At 73.0% G+C, this 18,016-nt stretch carries 19 protein-coding genes and 1 pseudogene; 19 read left to right on the top strand and 1 reads right to left on the bottom strand.

What is annotated here, in order from left to right; translation table 11 throughout:
- Nucleotides 1-5 precede the first annotated feature (5 nt).
- From AC2H4J_RS13645 to AC2H4J_RS13595, 11 genes and pseudogenes are all read left to right on the top strand, one after another.
- Nucleotides 6-317, top strand: coding sequence for a YlxR family protein (locus AC2H4J_RS13645; RefSeq protein WP_487465413.1), 312 nt, complete (start codon nt 6-8; stop codon nt 315-317).
- 138 nt (nt 318-455) lie between these two features.
- Nucleotides 456-611, top strand: a pseudogene (locus AC2H4J_RS13640) (translation initiation factor IF-2 N-terminal domain-containing protein); the annotation flags it as partial.
- Between the two features lie 909 nt (nt 612-1,520).
- On the top strand, nt 1,521-3,356 hold the full coding sequence (infB, locus tag AC2H4J_RS13635) for a translation initiation factor IF-2 (RefSeq protein ID WP_487465821.1): 1,836 nt from the start codon (nt 1,521-1,523) through the stop codon (nt 3,354-3,356).
- Between the two features lie 122 nt (nt 3,357-3,478).
- Nucleotides 3,479-3,775: a DUF503 domain-containing protein gene (locus AC2H4J_RS13630; RefSeq protein ID WP_487465412.1), complete on the top strand. Its 297-nt coding sequence runs from the start codon at nt 3,479-3,481 to the stop codon at nt 3,773-3,775.
- Between the two features lie 51 nt (nt 3,776-3,826).
- Nucleotides 3,827-4,348 (top strand): 30S ribosome-binding factor RbfA, encoded by a 522-nt coding sequence (rbfA, locus tag AC2H4J_RS13625; RefSeq protein ID WP_487465411.1) that lies wholly within the window; start codon nt 3,827-3,829, stop codon nt 4,346-4,348.
- Complete coding sequence (locus AC2H4J_RS13620; protein ID WP_487465410.1) at nt 4,345-4,557, top strand: hypothetical protein; 213 nt, start codon at nt 4,345-4,347, stop codon at nt 4,555-4,557. Before rbfA ends, AC2H4J_RS13620 begins: the two co-directional genes overlap by 4 nt.
- Nucleotides 4,554-5,561 (top strand): DHH family phosphoesterase, encoded by a 1,008-nt coding sequence (locus AC2H4J_RS13615; protein WP_487465409.1) that lies wholly within the window; start codon nt 4,554-4,556, stop codon nt 5,559-5,561. The genes AC2H4J_RS13620 and AC2H4J_RS13615 overlap by 4 nt, the downstream gene beginning before the upstream one ends.
- Complete coding sequence (locus AC2H4J_RS13610) at nt 5,558-6,859, top strand: MATE family efflux transporter (RefSeq protein ID WP_487465408.1); 1,302 nt, start codon at nt 5,558-5,560, stop codon at nt 6,857-6,859. The genes AC2H4J_RS13615 and AC2H4J_RS13610 overlap by 4 nt, the downstream gene beginning before the upstream one ends.
- The gene (truB, locus tag AC2H4J_RS13605; protein WP_487465407.1) at nt 6,856-7,773 is read left to right on the top strand and encodes a tRNA pseudouridine(55) synthase TruB; all 918 of its coding nucleotides are present in this window, start codon (nt 6,856-6,858) and stop codon (nt 7,771-7,773) included. Before AC2H4J_RS13610 ends, truB begins: the two co-directional genes overlap by 4 nt.
- Nucleotides 7,774-7,786: 13 nt before the next feature.
- Entirely contained in the window at nt 7,787-8,626 is an 840-nt protein-coding gene (gene larE / locus AC2H4J_RS13600) for an ATP-dependent sacrificial sulfur transferase LarE (RefSeq protein ID WP_487465406.1), read from the top strand.
- Between the two features lie 46 nt (nt 8,627-8,672).
- Entirely contained in the window at nt 8,673-9,002 is a 330-nt protein-coding gene (locus AC2H4J_RS13595; protein WP_487465405.1) for a DUF6204 family protein, read from the top strand.
- A gap of 17 nt (nt 9,003-9,019) precedes the next feature.
- Here the strand turns inward: AC2H4J_RS13595 and larB are convergent, their stop codons facing one another.
- The gene (larB, locus tag AC2H4J_RS13590; protein ID WP_487465404.1) at nt 9,020-9,694 is read right to left on the bottom strand and encodes a nickel pincer cofactor biosynthesis protein LarB; all 675 of its coding nucleotides are present in this window, start codon (nt 9,692-9,694) and stop codon (nt 9,020-9,022) included.
- Between the two features lie 58 nt (nt 9,695-9,752).
- On the opposite strand from larB, the gene AC2H4J_RS13585 reads away from it, so the two are divergent.
- From AC2H4J_RS13585 to dapB, 8 genes are all read left to right on the top strand, one after another.
- A complete protein-coding gene (locus tag AC2H4J_RS13585; RefSeq protein WP_487465403.1) occupies nt 9,753-10,076 on the top strand; it encodes an antibiotic biosynthesis monooxygenase family protein in 324 nt (107 codons plus the stop codon).
- An 84-nt stretch (nt 10,077-10,160) separates the two neighbouring features.
- A complete protein-coding gene (locus AC2H4J_RS13580; protein ID WP_487465402.1) occupies nt 10,161-11,300 on the top strand; it encodes a branched-chain amino acid aminotransferase in 1,140 nt (379 codons plus the stop codon).
- Nucleotides 11,301-11,307: 7 nt separating this feature from the next.
- Nucleotides 11,308-12,267: a bifunctional riboflavin kinase/FAD synthetase gene (locus tag AC2H4J_RS13575; protein WP_487465401.1), complete on the top strand. Its 960-nt coding sequence runs from the start codon at nt 11,308-11,310 to the stop codon at nt 12,265-12,267.
- Between the two features lie 92 nt (nt 12,268-12,359).
- Nucleotides 12,360-12,629, top strand: a complete 270-nt coding sequence (rpsO, locus tag AC2H4J_RS13570) for a 30S ribosomal protein S15 (RefSeq protein ID WP_487465400.1) — start codon at nt 12,360-12,362, stop codon at nt 12,627-12,629.
- 251 nt (nt 12,630-12,880) lie between these two features.
- On the top strand, nt 12,881-15,145 hold the full coding sequence (locus AC2H4J_RS13565; RefSeq protein ID WP_487465399.1) for a polyribonucleotide nucleotidyltransferase: 2,265 nt from the start codon (nt 12,881-12,883) through the stop codon (nt 15,143-15,145).
- Entirely contained in the window at nt 15,142-16,503 is a 1,362-nt protein-coding gene (locus AC2H4J_RS13560; RefSeq protein ID WP_487465398.1) for a M16 family metallopeptidase, read from the top strand. Before AC2H4J_RS13565 ends, AC2H4J_RS13560 begins: the two co-directional genes overlap by 4 nt.
- 1 nt (nt 16,504) lies before the next feature.
- Nucleotides 16,505-16,876, top strand: a complete 372-nt coding sequence (locus AC2H4J_RS13555) for a VanZ family protein (protein ID WP_487465397.1) — start codon at nt 16,505-16,507, stop codon at nt 16,874-16,876.
- A 4-nt stretch (nt 16,877-16,880) separates the two neighbouring features.
- Entirely contained in the window at nt 16,881-17,666 is a 786-nt protein-coding gene (gene dapB, locus AC2H4J_RS13550; RefSeq protein ID WP_487465396.1) for a 4-hydroxy-tetrahydrodipicolinate reductase, read from the top strand.
- The last annotated feature ends 350 nt before the right edge of the window (nt 17,667-18,016 follow it).

Genomic DNA, 18,016 nt, shown 5'->3' with positions numbered 1-18,016 from the left:
GCAGGGTGGCCGAAACGTCTATTCCGGTGCGCACCTGTGTGGGGTGCCGGAAGCGCGCTCCGGTCAACGATCTGCTGCGTGTCGTCGTCCGGTCCGGGGCCCTGGTCCCGGATCCTCGGCGGCGGCTCCCCGGAAGGGGGGCGTCGGTACATCCCTCCCGGGAGTGCCTGCACGCTGCGGAGCGACGCCGGGCCTTCGTCCGGGCGCTGCGTCTCCCTGGAGGCGGCGGTGCCCCGCTGGAGGTCGGTCCGCTCCGGGACCACGTCCTCGGTATCTCCTCGGAGGTACCCGGAGCGCGGGCCGGGGAGGGCGAGTAACTGCAGTTCCCAGTCGGATCGGCACGAGGCCGGTCCGCACGTCGACAGGACACCGTCGGATGAGTCAGCCGTGAAGTTCCCACGATGACCATGCACAACTAACGACGAGGTCGAGCGGGCAAGCCGCCGGCCTCACCCATGAGGAGACCCGTGCCAGGCAAAGCCCGCGTACACGAACTCGCCAAGGAGTTCGGTGTCGACAGCAAGACCGTGCTCGCCACGCTCAAGGAGCAGGGCGAGTTCGTGAAGTCCGCGTCCTCGACCGTCGAGGCCCCCGTGGCCCGTCGGCTCCGGGAGGCTCTCGGCGCCGCCGGTAACGGTGCGGCCGCCCCCGCCACGAAGGCCCCCGCGCGTCCCAGCGCGCCGGCTCCCGCCGCGGAGGCCCCGGCTGCGCCGGTCGCCGCCGCGCCGGCCGCCCCGGTGGCGCCCGCCGCTCCGGCACCCGCGGCTCCGGCACCCGCGGCTCCGGCGCCGGTAGCCCCGGCTCCGCAGGCCCCGGCGGCGAGCGCGCCCGTCGCGCCCGCGCAGCCCGCGACCCCGCGTCCAGCTGCCCCGCGTCCGGGTCCGGCCGGTGGCTCCGCGCCTGCCGGCGCGGGTCCGCGTCCCGGTCCCCGGCCCGCGCCGCGGCCGGGTAACAACCCGTTCAGCTCCCCGCGTCCGGCCGCGCCTCCGGCTGCCGCCGCCCCCGGCGCCGGGACCGGTCCCCGTCCGGGCCCGGCCGCCCCTGGTGCGCGCCCGGCTCCGGGTGCACCGCGTCCGGCGCCCGGTGCCGGCGGTCCCCGTCCCGGTCCCGGCGGTCCCCGCCCGGCGCCCGGTGCCGGCGGTCCCCGTCCGGCCGCCGGTCCTGGCGGCCCGCGTCCCAACCCCGGCATGATGCCGCAGCGCCCGTCGCCCGGCATGATGCCGCCGCGGCCGGCTGGTGGCGGTCGTCCCGGTGGCGGCCCCGGTGGCCCCGGTGGCCGTGGCCGTCCGGGTGGTCCCGGCGGTGCCGGCGGTGGCGGTGGTTTCCGTCCCGGCGGCGGTGGCGGAGCGCCCGGTGCGGGTGCGCCCGCCGGCGGTGGTTTCCGTGGTGGCGGCGGTGGCCGTGGCCGTGGCCGTGGTGGCTCGGGTGCCGGCACTGCCGGCGCGTTCGGCCGCCCCGGCGGTCGTGGCCCGGTCCGTGGCCGCAAGAGCAAGAAGCAGCGGCGTCAGGAGTTCGACTCCATGGCGGCGCCGTCGATGGGCGGCGTGCAGCTGCCCCGCGGCAACGGGCAGACCGTCCGGCTCCCGCGTGGCGCCTCGCTGACCGACCTCGCCGAGCGCATCAACGCACAGCCGGCGGCGCTGGTCACGGCGTTGTTCCACCTGGGCGAGATGGTCACCGCCACGCAGTCGGTCAACGACGAGACGTTGCAGTTGCTCGGTGCCGAGATCGGCTGGGTCATCCAGGTGGTGAGCCCGGAGGACGAGGACCGCGAGCTGCTCGAGGACTTCGACCTCACCTTCGGCGACGAAGAGGGCGAGGAGGGCGACTGGGAGTCCCGTCCGCCGGTGGTGACCGTCATGGGTCACGTCGACCACGGCAAGACGAAGCTGTTGGACGCGCTGCGGCACACGAACGTCGTGTCACGCGAGGCCGGCGGCATCACCCAGCACATCGGCGCCTACCAGATCGTCACCGAGCTGGAGCACAACGAGCGTCCGATCACCTTCATCGACACCCCGGGTCACGAGTCGTTCACCGCGATGCGGGCCCGAGGCGCGAAGGTCACCGACATCGTCGTCCTGGTCGTCGCGGCCGACGACGGCGTCATGCCCCAGACGGTCGAGGCGCTCAACCACGCCCAGGCCGCCGAGGTGCCGATCGTGGTGGCGGTCAACAAGATCGACAAGGAGGGGGCCAACCCCGCCAAGATCCGGCAGCAGCTCACCGAGTACGGGCTGGTGGCCGAGGAGTACGGCGGCGACACGATGTTCGTCGACGTCTCCGCGACCACGCGCCAGGGTCTCGACGAGCTCCTCACGGCGATCCTGCTGACCGCGGACGCCTCGCTGGACCTGCGCGCGAACACCGAGCAGGACCCGCAGGGTGTGGTCATCGACGCCAAGCTGGACAAGGGCCGGGGCCCCGTCGCCACGGTGCTCGTCCAGCGCGGCACGCTGCGCCAGGGCGACTCGCTCGTGGCCGGCGACGCCTACGGACGCGTCCGGTCGCTGCTCGACGAGCACGGCAACAAGCTCAAGGAGGCCCTGCCGTCGCGGCCGGTCCAGGTCGTCGGCCTCACCTCGGTGCCGCGTGCCGGCGACACCTTCCTGGTCGTCGAGGAGGACCGGGTGGCCCGGCAGATCGCCGACCGCCGCCAGGCCCGTATCCGCAGCGCGCAGAACGCCTCCATGCGCAAGCGGATCAGCCTCGAGGACCTCGACGCCGCGCTCAAGGAGACCCGCCAGCTCAACCTGATCATCAAGGGCGACAACTCGGGCACCGTCGAGGCGCTCGAAGAGGCGCTGATGAAGATCGAGGTGAGCGACGACATCTCGCTGCGGGTCATCCACCGCGGCGTCGGTGGCATCACCAAGAGCGACATCGACCTGGCGCTGGCCGACGACGTCATCGTCCTGGGCTTCAACGTCCGGGCCGAGGGGCAGGCCACCGAGCTCGCCAACCGCGAGGGGGTGGACGTCCGGTACTACACGGTCCTCTACCAGGCCATCGACGAGATCGAGGCCGCCCTCAAGGGCATGCTCAAGCCCGTCTACGAGGAGGTCCAGCTCGGCACGGCGGAGGTCCGCGAGGTCTTCCGGGTGCCGAAGATCGGCAACGTCGCCGGTTCGCTGGTCCGCAGCGGCACGATCGTCCGCAACTCGAAGGCACGGCTCATGCGTGACGGTGCCGTGGTCGCAGACAACCTGACGGTGGAGTCCCTCCGCCGCTTCAAGGACGACGCGACCGAGGTCCGCGAGGGCTACGAGTGCGGTATCGGACTGGGGTCGTTCAACGACATCAAGGTCGACGACGTGATCGAGACCTTCGAGATGCGCGAGATCCCGCGCACCTGATCGCCGCCGGGGTCCCCTGATGATCAGGTTCCCTGATCATCAGGGGTCCTCCCTCGCCGTCGACGGTGAGGGAGGACCCCGAACGGTGAGGGAGGACGTCGACCGAACGGGGACGGAGGGCTGTGTTCACGGGCACGCTCACCGCCGACCTGTTGCTGGGCGACGTCCACTCGCTCAAGGGCAAGCGGGCCCTCGTCCGGCCGATCGTGGCCGAGCTCCGGCGCCGCTTCGCGGTGTCCGCGGCCGAGGTCGGTGACCAGGACCTGCACCGGCGCGCGGTGGTCGGCGTCGCCGCGGTCGCCGGCGACGCCGGACAGGTGGGCGACATCCTGAATGCCTGCGAGCGGTTGCTGGCCGAGCGACCGGAGGTGACGCTGCTGTCGACGCATCGTCAGCTCTTCAGCGACAGCGACGACTAGTACCGACCACTGTCCACCTGGCGTCTTCGGACGCCCTATCGAGGAGGTCCCATGGCTGACCCGGCCCGCGCACGCAAGCTGGCGGTGCGCATCCGGCAGATCGTCTCCGAGGCGATCGAGATGCAGATCAAGGACCCCCGGCTGGGCATGGTCACCGTGACCGACGCCAAGGTCACCGGTGACCTCCGCGAGGCGACCGTCTTCTACACCGTCTACGGGGACGAGACCCAGATCGCCGACTCGGCGGCCGCGCTGGCCAGTGCGACCGGCATCCTCCGGGCCACGGTCGGCAAGCAGACCGGCATCAAGTTCGTGCCCACGCTGACCTTCATCGCCGACATCGTCCCGGACACCGCGCGGGAGCTCGAGGAGGCCCTCGAGCGGGCCCGGCACGCCGACGCGGAGCTCGCCCGGGCCCGAGAGGGCGCGCAGTACGCCGGCGAGGCCGACCCGTACCGCAAGCCGGCCGAGGACGACGGGGACGACGATCTGGCGGACCTCGACACGGTTGTGCCCCATCCTGCCGATGACAGTGCTGACGACACCGCCGTCCGGAGCAGGAGTGCACTGTGACTGAAGTCGACCCGGATCCGAACGAGCCGGGGCTGCCCCAGCTGGGCGGCCACGCCGCACCCGACGCCGGCGACCCGACCCACGGCGGCAAGGACGGCGAGATCGGCGAGGCGCCCAGCGTCGCCGCCGACGAGCCGTCGGACGGAACGACGTTCCCGGTCGGCGGAGGGAGCGTGACGGAGGAGCGCGACGCTCCGCCGGCTCCGTGACCGTCTCGTCGCGGCGCGGCATCGCGCCCCGGTCCCGCACGGCCGCCTCGGTGCTGGCCGAGGCGGCCGACGCCCGCGCCACGGTCGTCCTGTCCGGGCACGTGCAGCCCGACGCCGACGCGCTCGGCAGCACGCTGGCACTCGCCGAGGGTCTCCGGCGCCGGGGCGCCCGCGTGCTGACCACGTTCCCGAACCCGTTCACCCTCCCGGCGTCGCTCGGCTGGCTGCCGGGGGCCGAGGGGCTGGTGCCCTCGTCGGAGGTGCCGTCGTCCCCGGACGTGTTCGTCAGCCTGGACGCCGCCTCGGCGGGCCGGCTCGGCGAGCTCGCGGCATTGCTCGACGACGCCGGCGTGTCGGTCGTCGTCGACCACCACGCCAGCAACCCCGGCTTCGGCGACGTCCAGCTGATCGACGGTGCGGCCCCGGCGACCGTCACCCTGGTCGCGGGGCTGCTGGACGATCTCGGCGTGGGCATCGACGAGCAGCTGGCCACCTGCCTCTACGCGGGACTCTCCGCCGACACCGGCTCCTTCCGCTTCGGCAACACCCGGCCCGAGACCCACGAACTCGCCGCCCGGCTGCTCTCGACCGGCATCGACCACTCCCAGATCAGTCGCCGCCTGTTCGACACCGCACCGTTCGGCTGGCTCGGCCTGCTCTCGGCGGTCACGGGTCGCGCCGTCCTCGAGCCCGAGGTCGGCGACGGCGGCCTGGTCTGGACCTGGTCGAGCACCGCCGAGGCGGCGGAGTACGGGCTGCCCGGCGAGCAGCTCGAGGCCCTGGTCGACGTCGTCCGCTCGACGCAGGAGGCCGACGTCGCGTGCGTGCTCAAGGGCCAGGACGACGGGTCCTGGTCGGTGTCCCTGCGCTCCCGCGGCGGCAGCGACCTCGCCCGGGTCGCCATGACGCTCGGCGGCGGTGGGCACACCCTGGCCGCCGGTTACAGCTCCTACCTCGACCGGGAGAAGACGATCGAGGCCCTGCGCGCAGCGTTGAGCGAGTGACCCGCGCGCCCTCCGTCCTCGCGCTGGCCGTGCCGGCGCTCGTCGTCCTTGCAGCGGAGCCGCTGTACCTGCTGGTCGACACCGCCGTGGTGGGCCACCTCGGCACCGTCGCCCTCGGTGGACTCGCCGTCGGGGGCGGGCTGCTGGCCTGGGCCGCGGCCCTGCTGAACTTCCTGGCCTACGGGACGACGGCGCGTGCCGCCCGGCGGGCCGGCGCCGGTGACCGCGCGGGGGCGGTCGCCGAGGGCGTGCAGGCCACCTGGCTGGCGGTCGGTCTCGGGCTCGTCGTCCTGGTCTTCTTCCAGCTGCTCGCCGGCCCGCTCACCCGCCTCCTCGCCGGTGGCGCCGGACCGGTCGCCGCGGCGGGGGAACAGTGGCTGCGGATCGCCGGCTGCGGCGCGCCGCTGCTGCTCGTGTCACTTGCCGGGAACGGCTGGCTGCGCGGGGTGCAGGAGCTGCGGCGACCGGTGCGGTACGTGCTGGCCGGCAGCGTGGTCAGCCTCGTGCTGTGCCCGCTGCTGGTGTTCCCCGCGGGACTCGGCCTGGCGGGGTCGGCCGTCGCGAACGTGGCCGGTCAGGGGGTGACCGCGGCCCTGTTCGTCCGTGCCCTGGCCCGCGAGGACGTCGCGTGGCGGCCGCGCTGGGCCGCCGTCCGCACCCAGCTCGTCATCGGCCGCGACCTGCTGCTGCGCGCCGCGGTGCTGCAGCTGTCCTTCCTGGTGGCGGCCGGGGTCGCCGCGCGAGCCGGCACCGCGTCGCGCGGCGCCCACCAGATCGCCCTGCAGTTGTTCTTCTTTCTGGCGCTGGTGCTCGACGCCTACGCGATCGCCGCCCAGACCCTGGTCGGCCATGCCCTGGGTGCGGGCCACGCGGACCAGGCCCGGGCCACCGCCCGCCGGGTCGCCCTCTGGGGGCTGGGCACCGGGCTGGTGGTGGCGGGGGCCCTGCTCGCGTTCCGCGACGTGCTGCTGCCGGTGTTCACCAGCGACGCCGTCGTCCTCGGCCAGGCCGAGGTGGTCTGGTGGTTCCTGGCCGGCATGCAGCCGCTCGCCGGCGTGGTCTTCGCGCTCGACGGCGTCCTCATGGGCGCCGGGGACGTCGGCTACCTGCGCACGCTCACGATCGGGGCGGCCGTCGTCGGCTTCCTGCCCCTGTCGTTGCTGGCCGGGCCGTTGCACTGGGGACTGGAAGGCGTGTGGACGGGGCTGTGCCTGTTCATCGGGCTGCGCCTGGTCGGCACGCTCGTCCGGGTGGCGGGTGATCGCTGGCTCGCGGCGCCTGTGACAGTTACCGGGTGAGCCCCCGCAAGCCCGACGCCGACGTCCCGCCCGGTCTGCTGCTGGTCGACAAGCCCGGCGGCATGACCTCGCACGACGTCGTGGCCCGCGCCCGCCGGGTGCTGTCGGTGCGCAAGGTCGGCCACGCCGGCACCCTCGACCCGATGGCCACCGGGCTGCTGATCCTGGGCGTCGGCGCGGCCACTCGGCTGCTGGGCTACGTGGGCGGGCACGACAAGACCTACGAGGCGACCATCCGGTTCGGGCAGTCCACGGTCACCGACGACCGCGAGGGCGAGGTGCTGACCACCACTTCTACCGCGCACCTGGGCGACGACGCGATCCGCATGGGGCTCGCCGCCCAGACCGGCGCGCTGCAGCAGGTGCCCTCGTCCGTGAGCGCGGTCAAGGTCGACGGACGGCGCTCCTACGACCGCGTGCGGGCCGGCGAGGCGGTGGCGCTGGCGCCGCGGTCGGTCACCGTGCACCGGCTCGACGTCCACCGGATCGAGCGACCGACGCCGGACCTGGTCGACGTCGACGTCACCGTGGCCTGCACCGCCGGCACGTACATCCGTGCCATCGCCCGCGACGCCGGCGCCGCCCTCGGCGTCGGCGGTCACCTCACCGCACTCCGGCGGACGACGTCCGGCCCCTTCGCGGTCGCCCGGGCGGCACCCGTCGAGGAGGCCGGGGCGGCCCTGCTGGCCGACGGCGGCACCGGCTTCCTGCCCCTGGCCGAGGCGGCCGCCACGGTCTTCCCGACGCGCGCGGTCACCGACGAGGAGGCCCGCGCGCTCTTCTACGGGCAGCGCATCCCGGCGTCGGGCGCCCCGGGGCCGCACGCCGCGCTGGACAGCGCCGGCCGGTTGGTCGCGCTCCTCGAGGACGCCGGCAGCACCGCACGGGTCGCCGTCGGTTTCCCGGCGGCGTGAGAGCCTGCCCTACATGAGCACGCTGGACGACCGACTCGACGCCCTGGCGGGGCAGTTCGCGGCGCTCCCGGGGGTGCTCGTCGCGTTCTCCGGGGGCGTGGACTCCGGCGTGGTGCTCGCCGCCGCGGTGCGGGCGATGGGTGCCGAGCGGGTCGTGGCCGCGACGGCGGTCTCGCCCAGCCTGCCGGCGTCCGAGCGCGACGGTGCGGCGGTGTTCGGATCCGCGCTCGGGGTGCGCCACGAGTTCCCGCGCACTGACGAGCTGTCCCGCCCGGGCTACGTCGCCAACGCCGGCAACCGGTGCGCGTTCTGCAAGACCGAGCTGGTCGACGTCCTGACCCCGCTGGCCGCCCGGCTCGGCATCGCCGACGTCGTCACCGGCACCAACGCCGACGACCTGCGCGCCGGCTTCCGGCCCGGTATCGCGGCCGCCGCGGCGAGGGGCGCCTGGGCGCCACTGGCCCGCGCCGGGATGACGAAGGACGACGTCCGCGCCGCGGCCCGCCGCTGGGATCTGCCCCTGGCCGACAAGCCGGCCGCCGCCTGCCTGGCCAGCCGGATCGCCTACGGCGTCCCGGTGTCCGCCGAGGGCCTGGCCCGGGTCGAGCAGGCGGAGGCCGGACTGCGGACCGCGATGACCGCCGCCGGGCTGCCGGTGCGCAACCTCCGCGTCCGCGACCTGGGCGGTGACACCGCGCGGGTGGAGGTCGACGTGTCCCTGGTCGCCGATCTGGTCGCCCGGCCGGAGCTGCTCGAGGCCGTGGCGGGCTTCGCGCGCGTCGAGGTGGACGCGCGCGGTTTCCGGTCCGGATCGATGAACGAGCTGCTGCCCGACCCCGTCCGCTACCGCTGACGCAATTCGCTGGTCGCCGACGCCGGGGATCCCTACGCTGCTCGGCATGGCAGACCGCACGTACCGCGTGACCGTCCGTGGCCGCTTCGACGGGCTGGACGACAGCACCCGCGCGCGGCTGCGGAGCGAGGCGGCGGAGCACGACATGCTCGTCGCGACCTTCGTCGACGAGGGGACGCTGACCTACGACCAGCGGCTCGACGCCTTCCAGCACAGGGTGGTCGTCCGCGTGGACGAGGGGGCCGGTGAGGAGGACGTCGCGCGCACGGCGGGCGAGCTGGCGGCGGTCGAGTACCTGGAGGGTGCCGGGCTGAGCTACCGCAACCTGCGGTCGACGGCGACCTGCATGGACGACGTGAAGGTGCGCCGGCGGTAGCCGCCGACCACCAGCCGCTAGTCCGCGGCGGACCGGACGATCCGGGCCGCGGCCACGCCCGCGCCGAACCCGTTGTCGATGTTCACCACGAGCACGCCGGGCGCGCAGGCGGTCAGCATGGTCAGCAGGGCGGCCAGCCCCTCGAACGCGGCGCCGTAGCCGACCGACGTCGGCACGGCCACGACCAGCCGGTCGGTGAGGCCGGCGACGACGCTCGGCAGCGCGCCGTCCATCCCGGCGACGACCACCACCACGTCGGCGTCGGCGATGTCGGGGGCGACGGCCAGCACGCGGTGCACGCCCGCGACGCCGACGTCGTCCACCCGCCGGCAGCCGACACCGCTGGCCGCCAGCGTGGCGGCGACCTCCGCGGCGACCGCGCCGTCCGACGTGCCCGCGGTGAGCACCAGGACGCTGCCGACGGGCGCGGGGATCGCGCCCACGAAGGCGCAGCGGGCCTCGGCATCGAGGACGGCGTCGGGCCACCGGTCCTGGATCGCCGCCGCAGTCGCCTCGTCCACGCGGGTCGCCCAGGCGAGCGCGGACCCACCCTCGCGCAGCGCCTCGAGGCACGCCACGGTCTGCTGGGGCGTCTTCCCGGCGGCGTAGACGACCTCCGGCGTACCCGTGCGCCGGGCGCGGTCGAGATCCAGCCGGGCGAAGCCGAGATCGGCGGTGCGGTGCGTGCTCACGCCTCCAGCGTGCCCCATCGCGTGATTGACCCGCGCCCGTGCCGGGCACGGCACCGGCATGAGTGTCGTCAAGATCAACGCCGTGTCGGTCCCCCCGGAGCAGCAGGCCCGCTTCGAGGAGCGCTTCCGGGGGCGCGCCGGCGCCGTCGAGAAGACCCCGGGCTTCGAGTGGTTCGAGCTGCTCCGCCCGCTGGAGGGCACCGATCAGTACCTCGTCTACACGCGCTGGAGCAGCGAGGGCGCCTACCGGTCGTGGCAGTCCGGGCAGGACTTCGACCGCGCCCACGAGGGGGGAGGGGACACCCTGGCGCCCGCGGCCGCGCCGTCGACCCATCTCTGGTCCTACGAGGTGCTCGAGTCCGCCGGACCGCACACCGGTTAGCAGGACGTCCTACGAACGGCGGCTACTGTGGCGGGCAGCGGCCCCGCGCCCGGGGCCGGTTCGTCGCACTCGCAGGTGGGAGCCATGACCGACACGCTCGCCGACAGCCGTACCTCCTCCCGGATGTTCACCGAGGGTGTGCCGCTCGTGGTGGAGGACGTCACCGGTCGCTCCGGGGCCGAGCGCGCCGAGATGCTGGCCGACCCCGGCTTCGGCCGGTACTTCACCGACCACATGTTCGTGGCGCGCTACCGGGCCGGGGAGGGCTGGTACGACGCCCGGCTGACCGCCTACGCCCCGCTGCAGCTGGACCCCAGCACCGCGACGCTGCACTACGCGCAGTCGATCTTCGAGGGTCTCAAGGCCTACGCGCAGCCAGACGGCAGCGTCGCGACCTTCCGGCCCGAGGCCAACGCGGCCCGCTTCGCCCGGGGGGCCAAGCGGCTGGCCATGCCGCCGGTGCCGGAGGAGGCGTTCCTGGCCGCAGTCGACGCGCTGGTCGACGCCGACCGCGACTGGGTGCCGACCGGTCCCGACCAGACGCTCTACATCCGCCCGTACCAGTTGGCCAGCGAGCCGTTCCTCGGCGTCCGGCCGGCGCACGAGTACCTGTTCCTGATCATCGCGAGCCCCGCCGGGGCCTACTTCCCGCGCGGCGTCCAGCCGGTCTCGGTCTACCTGTCCGAGGACTACATCCGGGCGGCCCCCGGCGGCACCGGCGACATCAAGTGCGCGGGCAACTACGCCGCCAGCCTGCTCGCGCAGGAGCAGGCCATCGCGGCCGGCTGCGACCAGGTCGTCTGGCTCGACGCGGTGGAGAAGCGCTACGTCGAGGAGATGGGCGGGATGAACCTGTTCTTCGTGCTCGGCTCCGGTGACGACGCCGAGCTGGTCACCCCCGCGCTGACCGGCACCCTGCTCCCCGGCATCACCCGCGACTCGCTGATCGCCATGGCCCGCGAGATGGGGCACATCGTCACCGAGCGGCTGTTCAGCGTCGACGAGTGGCGGGCCGGGGTCGCCGACGGCACGGTCACCGAGACGTTCGCCTGCGGCACCGCTGCGGTCATCACCCCGGTCGGCGAGGTGAAGGCCCGCACGGGGAACTTCGTCGTCGGCGACGGCACGCCCGGCGAGCTGACGATGAAGCTCCGGGAGTCGCTCCTGGACATCCAGCACGGGCGGGTCGCCGATGCCCACGGCTGGCTGCACCAGGTCGTCTGAGCGATCCGTGCTGCGCTGGCGGGGGCTGGAGGCCACCCCGGGGGACCTCGGGCGGACGGTGGTCACCGTCGGCATGTACGACGGCGTCCACCGCGGGCACCAGCAGCTGATCGGCACGGCTGTCTCGCGGGCCCGGGCGATGCGCCGTCCGTGTCTGCTGCTCACCTTCGACCCGCACCCGGCGGAGGTCGTGCGGCCGGGTTCGCATCCCGCGATCCTCACCTCGCTGGACCGCAAGGCCGAACTGGTCGCCGAGCTCGGCGTGGACGCCATGTGCGTGCTGCCGTTCACCGAGGAGTTCAGCCGGCTCTCCCCGGAGACGTTCACCCACTCGGTCCTGGTCGAGCAGTTGCACGCCGCGCAGGTCGTGGTCGGGGAGAACTTCACCTACGGGCACAAGGCGGCCGGCACGGTCGAGACTCTCCGCTCGGAGGGGCGGCGGTTCGGCTTCGCCGTCGAGGGGATCGCGCTGGCCGAGGACGCCGCGGACGGCGGCGACGTGACCATCTCGTCGACCTACGTGCGCGCCTGCGTGGCGGCCGGTGACATGGACTCGGCGGCCCGCGCGCTGGGCCGACCGCACCGCGTCGACGGCATCGTCGTCCGTGGTGACCGTCGGGGCCGGGAGATGGGCTATCCGACGGCGAACGTCGAGAGCCCTCCGTTCACCGCGATCCCGGCCGACGGCGTCTACGCCGGGCGCCTGGTCACCCGCGACCCGCGGAGCGGGGCGAGCCGGGAGCGGTTCCCCGCGGCGATCTCCGTCGGCAGCAACCCGACCTTCGGCGGCAGCCGGCGGACCGTGGAGGCGTTCGTCCTCGACTACGACGGTGACCTCTACGGCGAGCACGTGGGCGTGGAGTTCGTCCGGCGGCTGCGCCCGATGGCAGCGTTCGCGAACCTGGACGGGCTGCTCGAGGCGATGGGGAAGGACGTCTCCGACACCCGCGTGATCCTGGGCATGTAACCTTGATCCCGACGTCGGGGAACCGACGTGTGTGCAGGCTGCCCCCGTGGTTCAAACCGGGGGCCACACGTGACCCGCCCCGGAGGCGAACCATGGCGCTCGAAAGCGCTCTCAAGAAGCAGATCATGACCGAGTACGCCACGGTCGAGAACGACACCGGCTCGCCCGAGGTGCAGGTCGCGATGCTGACCCGTCGGATCAGCGACCTGACCGAGCACCTCAAGATGCACAAGCACGACCACCACAGCCGGCGGGGCCTGCTCCTGCTGGTCGGGCGTCGTCGCCGCCTGCTGAACTACCTGGCGAAGACCGACATCACTCGGTACCGCTCGCTCATCGAGCGACTCGGCCTGCGCCGCTAGTACGTCGAGGGGGCCGCTCCCGGGACATCCCGGGGCCGGTCCCCTTCCTCGTGCGGCACCCGTCGCGCGAGACCGGCCCGCCGCCGGACGCGTCCCTCGAGGGCCGGTCCTCGGTAGTGGCCCTCGGGCAGCATCGGCGTCCCGAGGGCTTCGATCGAGCACCGGTCGCCCCGGACGCAGGACGGCAGGAAGCCGTCAGAGGAGTCGCAGACCGGCACGAGGCCGATGCGACAAAGAAGAGAGAAGGACACATGTCCGCACCCACCACCACCGGCCCGATCACGGCCGAGTACGACCCCGAGGACGGCGTCACCACCGCCACCGCGGTCATCGACAACGGCAGCTTCGGCAGCCGTTCGATCACCTTCGAGACCGGCCGCCTCGCCAAGCAGGCCGCCGGCTCCGTCGTCGTCACCCACGGCGACACCATGCTGCTGTCGGCCACCACGGCCGGCCGCCAGCCCAAGGAGCAGTTCGACTTCTTCCCGCTCACCGTGGACGTCGAGGAGCGGATGTACGCCGCCGGGCGCATCCCCGGCTCGTTCTTCCGCCGCGAGGGCCGGCCGTCGGAGGACGCGATCCTCACCTGCCGCCTGATCGACCGCCCGCTGCGCCCGACCTTCGCCAAGGGCCTGCGCAACGAGGTGCAGGTGGTCATCACGGTCATGTCGCTGGACCCGCAGCACCTCTACGACGTGCTGGCCATCAACGGCGCCTCGGCGTCCACCCAGCTGTCGGGCCTGCCGTTCTCGGGCCCGGTCGGCGGCACCCGCGTGGCGCTGATCAACGGCCAGTGGGTCGGCTTCCCGACCGAGTCCGAGCTCGAGGACGCCGTCTTCGACATGGTCGTGGCCGGCCGGGTCCTGCCCGACGGCGACGTCGCGATCATGATGGTCGAGGCCGAGGCCACCGAGAAGACCATCGAGCTCATCGCCGGCGGCGCGACCGCGCCGACCGAGGAGGTCGTGGCCCAGGGTCTCGAGGCCGCCAAGCCCTTCATCAAGGCGCTGTGCGACGCCCAGGCCGCGCTGGCTGCGAAGGCCGCCAAGCCGGTCGCCGAGTTCCCCCGCTTCCTCGACTACCAGGACGACGTCTATGCCGCCGTCGAGGCCCAGGTCGGCGACAAGCTGGCCCAGGCGCAGCAGATCGCCGGCAAGCACGAGCGCGAGGACGCCACGGACGCGCTCAAGGACGAGGTCAAGGCCGCCCTGGCCGGCCAGTTCGAGGGCCGCGAGAAGGAGATCTCCGGTGCCTTCCGCGCGCTGACCAAGAAGGTCGTCCGCCAGCGGATCCTGCGCGACAAGGTCCGCATCGACGGCCGCGGCCTGACCGACATCCGGCCGCTGTCGGCCGAGGTCGAGGTCGTCCCGCGCGTGCACGGCTCGGCGCTGTTCGAGCGCGGCGAGACCCAGATCCTGGGTGTCACCACGCTGAACATGCTGCGCATGGAGCAGCAGCTGGACACGCTGTCGCCGGTGACGCGCAAGCGCTACATGCACAACTACAACTTCCCGCCGTACTCCACCGGTGAGACCGGCCGCGTGGGTTCGCCCAAGCGCCGCGAGATCGGCCACGGCGCGCTCGCCGAGCGGGCGCTCGTGCCGGTGCTGCCCAACCGCGAGGAGTTCCCCTACGCGATCCGCCAGGTGTCGGAGGCGCTGGGCTCCAACGGCTCGACGTCCATGGGTTCGGTCTGCGCCTCGACGCTGGCCCTGCTCAACGCCGGTGTGCCGCTGAAGGCGCCCGTCGCCGGCATCGCCATGGGCCTGGTGTCCGACGAGGTCGACGGCAAGACCGAGTACGTCGCCCTCACGGACATCCTCGGCGCCGAGGACGCGTTCGGTGACATGGACTTCAAGGTCGCCGGCACCAAGGACTTCGTCACGGCCCTCCAGCTGGACACGAAGCTCGACGGCATCCCCTCCGACGTGCTCGCCGGTGCGCTGACCCAGGCCCGCGCGGCCCGGCTGCACATCCTCGACGTCATGGGCGAGGCCATCGACGGCCCCGACGAGATGAGCCCCTACGCCCCGCGCGTGACCACGGTGCGCATCCCGGTCGACAAGATCGGCGCGGTCATCGGCCCCAAGGGCCAGATGATCAACGCGATCCAGGACGAGACCGGCGCGGACATCACCATCGAGGACGACGGCACGATCTACGTCGGCGCCTCCGACGGCCCCTCGGCCCAGGCCGCGGTGGACCGGATCAACGCCATCGCCAACCCGACGCTGCCGAAGGTCGGCGAGCGCTTCCTCGGCACGGTCGTCAAGACCACGCCGTTCGGCGCCTTCGTCTCCCTGCTGCCCGGCCGCGACGGCCTGGTGCACATCAGCAAGCTCGGTGGCGGCAAGCGCATCGGCAAGGTCGAGGACGTGGCCAACGTCGGCGACAAGATGCAGGTGGAGATCACCGACATCGACGCCCGCGGCAAGATCAGCCTCGTCCCCGTCGCCGAGGGTGACGCCGCCGCGGCCGCTCCGGCCGAGGCCGCTGATGCTCCCGCTGGTGAGTGACAACGCCTGACATCACGGGAGCCGGGGCGGGTGCTGATGCACCCGCCCCGGTTCCCGTCGGGACCACCCAGCTGCTCGACCTCGACGAGGTCGGCGGCCGGGTCGAACGCACCGAACTCCCCGGTGGCCTCCGCGTCCTGACCGAGACAATGCCCGGCGTCCTCTCGGCGACCCTCGGCATCTGGGTGGGGGTCGGCTCGCGCGACGAGCACCCGGCCGTGGCCGGGTCGTCGCACTTCCTCGAGCACCTGCTGTTCAAGGGGACGACGACCCGCAGCGCGCTCGAGATCGCGACGGCGATGGACGCGGTCGGCGGTGAGATGAACGCCTTCACCGCCAAGGAGCACACCTGCTACTACGCCAACGTGCTCGCCAGCGACCTCCCGCTCGCGGTGACGCTGCTGTCGGACCTGGTGACCGAGGCGTGCAACACCCCGGCCGATCTCGAGTCCGAGCGGACGGTGGTGCTCGAGGAGATCGCGATGCGCGACGACGAGCCCTCGGACGCCGTGCACGACCTGTTCTCCGAGACGCTCTTCGGGAACACCCCCCTCGGCCGGTCCGTGCTCGGGACCGTCGAGTCGATCGAATCGCTCACCCGTGACGACGTCGACGGCTGGTACCGCAGCCGCTACGCGATGCCCTCCATCGTGGTCACCGCGGCCGGACGCGTCGACCACGCCCAGGTGCTCGACTTCGTCACCGCCGCCTTCGGCGATCGCCTGGACGGCGAGGGCCGCCCCGCACCGCTCCGGCTGGGGGACGGCGCGCCGCAGCGTCCCGCCCGTCCGGCCGGCCTGATCTCGCGGCGTACGGAGCAGACGCACCTGCTGCTGGGCACTCCGGCGATGGGCCGCCTGGACGAGCGGCGGTATGCGGCGGCGGTGCTCGACACCGCCGTCGGCGGCGGGATGAGCTCGCGGCTGTTCCAGGAGATCCGGGAGAAGCGCGGCCTCGTCTACAGCGTCGGCTCGGCGCTGTCCCACTACGCCGGTGCCGGTGCCTTCTCCGTGTACGCAGGTTGCTCCAAGAAGCGGGTTCCCGAGGTCCTGCGACTGATTCGCGAGGAGCTGGCCCGCGTGGCCGCCGACGGCATCACCGCCGAGGAGGTGGCCCGCGGCCGCGGGCAGCTCAAGGGCGGGATGGTGCTCGGGCTCGAGGACACCGGGTCCCGGATGAGCCGGCTGGGCAAGAGCGAGCTGTCGTTCGGCACGTACGAGCCGGTGCGCGAGGTGCTGCGCCGGCTGGACGCCGTCGACGAGGACCAGGTGCGCGCGGTGGCCACCGAGCTGTTCGCGCAGGAGTTCTGCCTCGCCGTCGTCGGGCCGTATCGCGAGTCCGACCTCGATCGGCTCTGACGTGCGACCGGATCTCGGGGTGCATGCGCCGTTCTCGCGAGGCGCGTTCGCCGTCGCCGTCCTGGTGTCTTTCGCCGTGCTGTTCGCGCCGGCCTCGGACGTGCCGCCGGCGCCGTACGGGATCGACAAGCTGGTGCACGCCTCGCTGTTCGCCGCCCTGGCGCTCACCGGGCGCTGGGCCGGGGTCGGCCGTGGCGTGCTGGCAACGGTCCTGGTGCTCTACGCCGCTGCCAGCGAGGTGATCCAGGGCCTGATCGGCCGGGACGCCGCCATCGGCGACTGGCTCGCCGACATGGTGGGGGTGCTGGTCGGCCTGCTCGTGTGGCAGTGGCTCGCCCGCCGCGTCCCCCGCCGTCCCGACCGCCTAGCCTGACCGGGTGACCAGCACCTCCGTCCCTGGCCAGCAGCCGGCGCCCGCGCTTCTCAACGTCGGGGTGCTCGGCGCCCGCGGACGCATGGGCACCGAGGTGGTCAAGGCGGTCAACGCGGCCGACGACCTCGAGCTGGTCGCGATGGTGGACGACGGGGACTGGCTCTTCGACCTCGCGAACGCGGGGGCCCAGGTCGTCGTCGACTTCACCCGGCCCGACGTCGTCATGGAGAACATCCGCTTCTGCATCGACAACAACATCGACTGCGTCGTCGGGACGACGGGGTTCGACGAGGCGAAGCTCGCCACCATCGCCGAGTGGCTGGAGCCCAAGCCCGACGTCGGCGTGGTGATCGCGCCCAACTTCGGCATCGGCGCTGTGCTGCTGATGAAGTTCGCGCAGGAGGCGGCCCGCTTCTTCCCATCGGTGGAGATCGTCGAGCTGCACCATCCCAACAAGGTCGACGCCCCGTCGGGCACTGCCGCGCGCACCGCGCGGCTGGTGGCGGCTTCCCGACGCGCCGCCGGCATGCCGCCGGCGCCGGACGCGACGACGGACGCGCTGCCCGGCGCCCGCGGTGCGGACGTCGAAGGCGTCCCGGTGCACGCCGTCCGGCTCACCGGTCTCGTGGCGCACCAGGAGGTGCTGATGGGGGCCGCGGGGGAGACCCTCACCCTGCGGCACGACTCCTTCGACCGTGCCTCCTTCATGCCGGGGGTGCTGCTGGCCGTCCGGGAGATCGGTCGGCGCCCGGGCCTCACGGTGGGGATCGAGGGCTTCCTGGGGCTCTGACGGACCCCCCTGCACGACCCCCTCCGGATCGTGTATGGTTCTCCATGCGCCGCGCGGCCCGGGAGGGTCGCCGGACCACATCGCCTGCGGGTGGTGCTGGAAACCGGCGTAGTGTTGGACATCCAGCCAGGGACGAAGCCCGTGAGGGTGGGTTTTCTGCGCGTCCGCTCTTTGAGAACTCAACAGCGTGCCGAAAGTCAGTGCCAAGTAATAACCCCGCGCCCTGGTCACTTGTGGTTGGGGTGGGGATTCCTTTGGTTGATTGAAATCGAGAGTGCCAACTCTTGGTTCTCAGCCGCGATCAAATCATCTACGGAGAGTTTGATCCTGGCTCAGGACGAACGCTGGCG

Source organism: Blastococcus sp. OS1-29, from assembly GCF_057628075.1.
The sequence above is the reverse complement of the archived record's forward strand: the minus strand, read 5'-3'. Positions and strand labels throughout refer to the sequence as shown.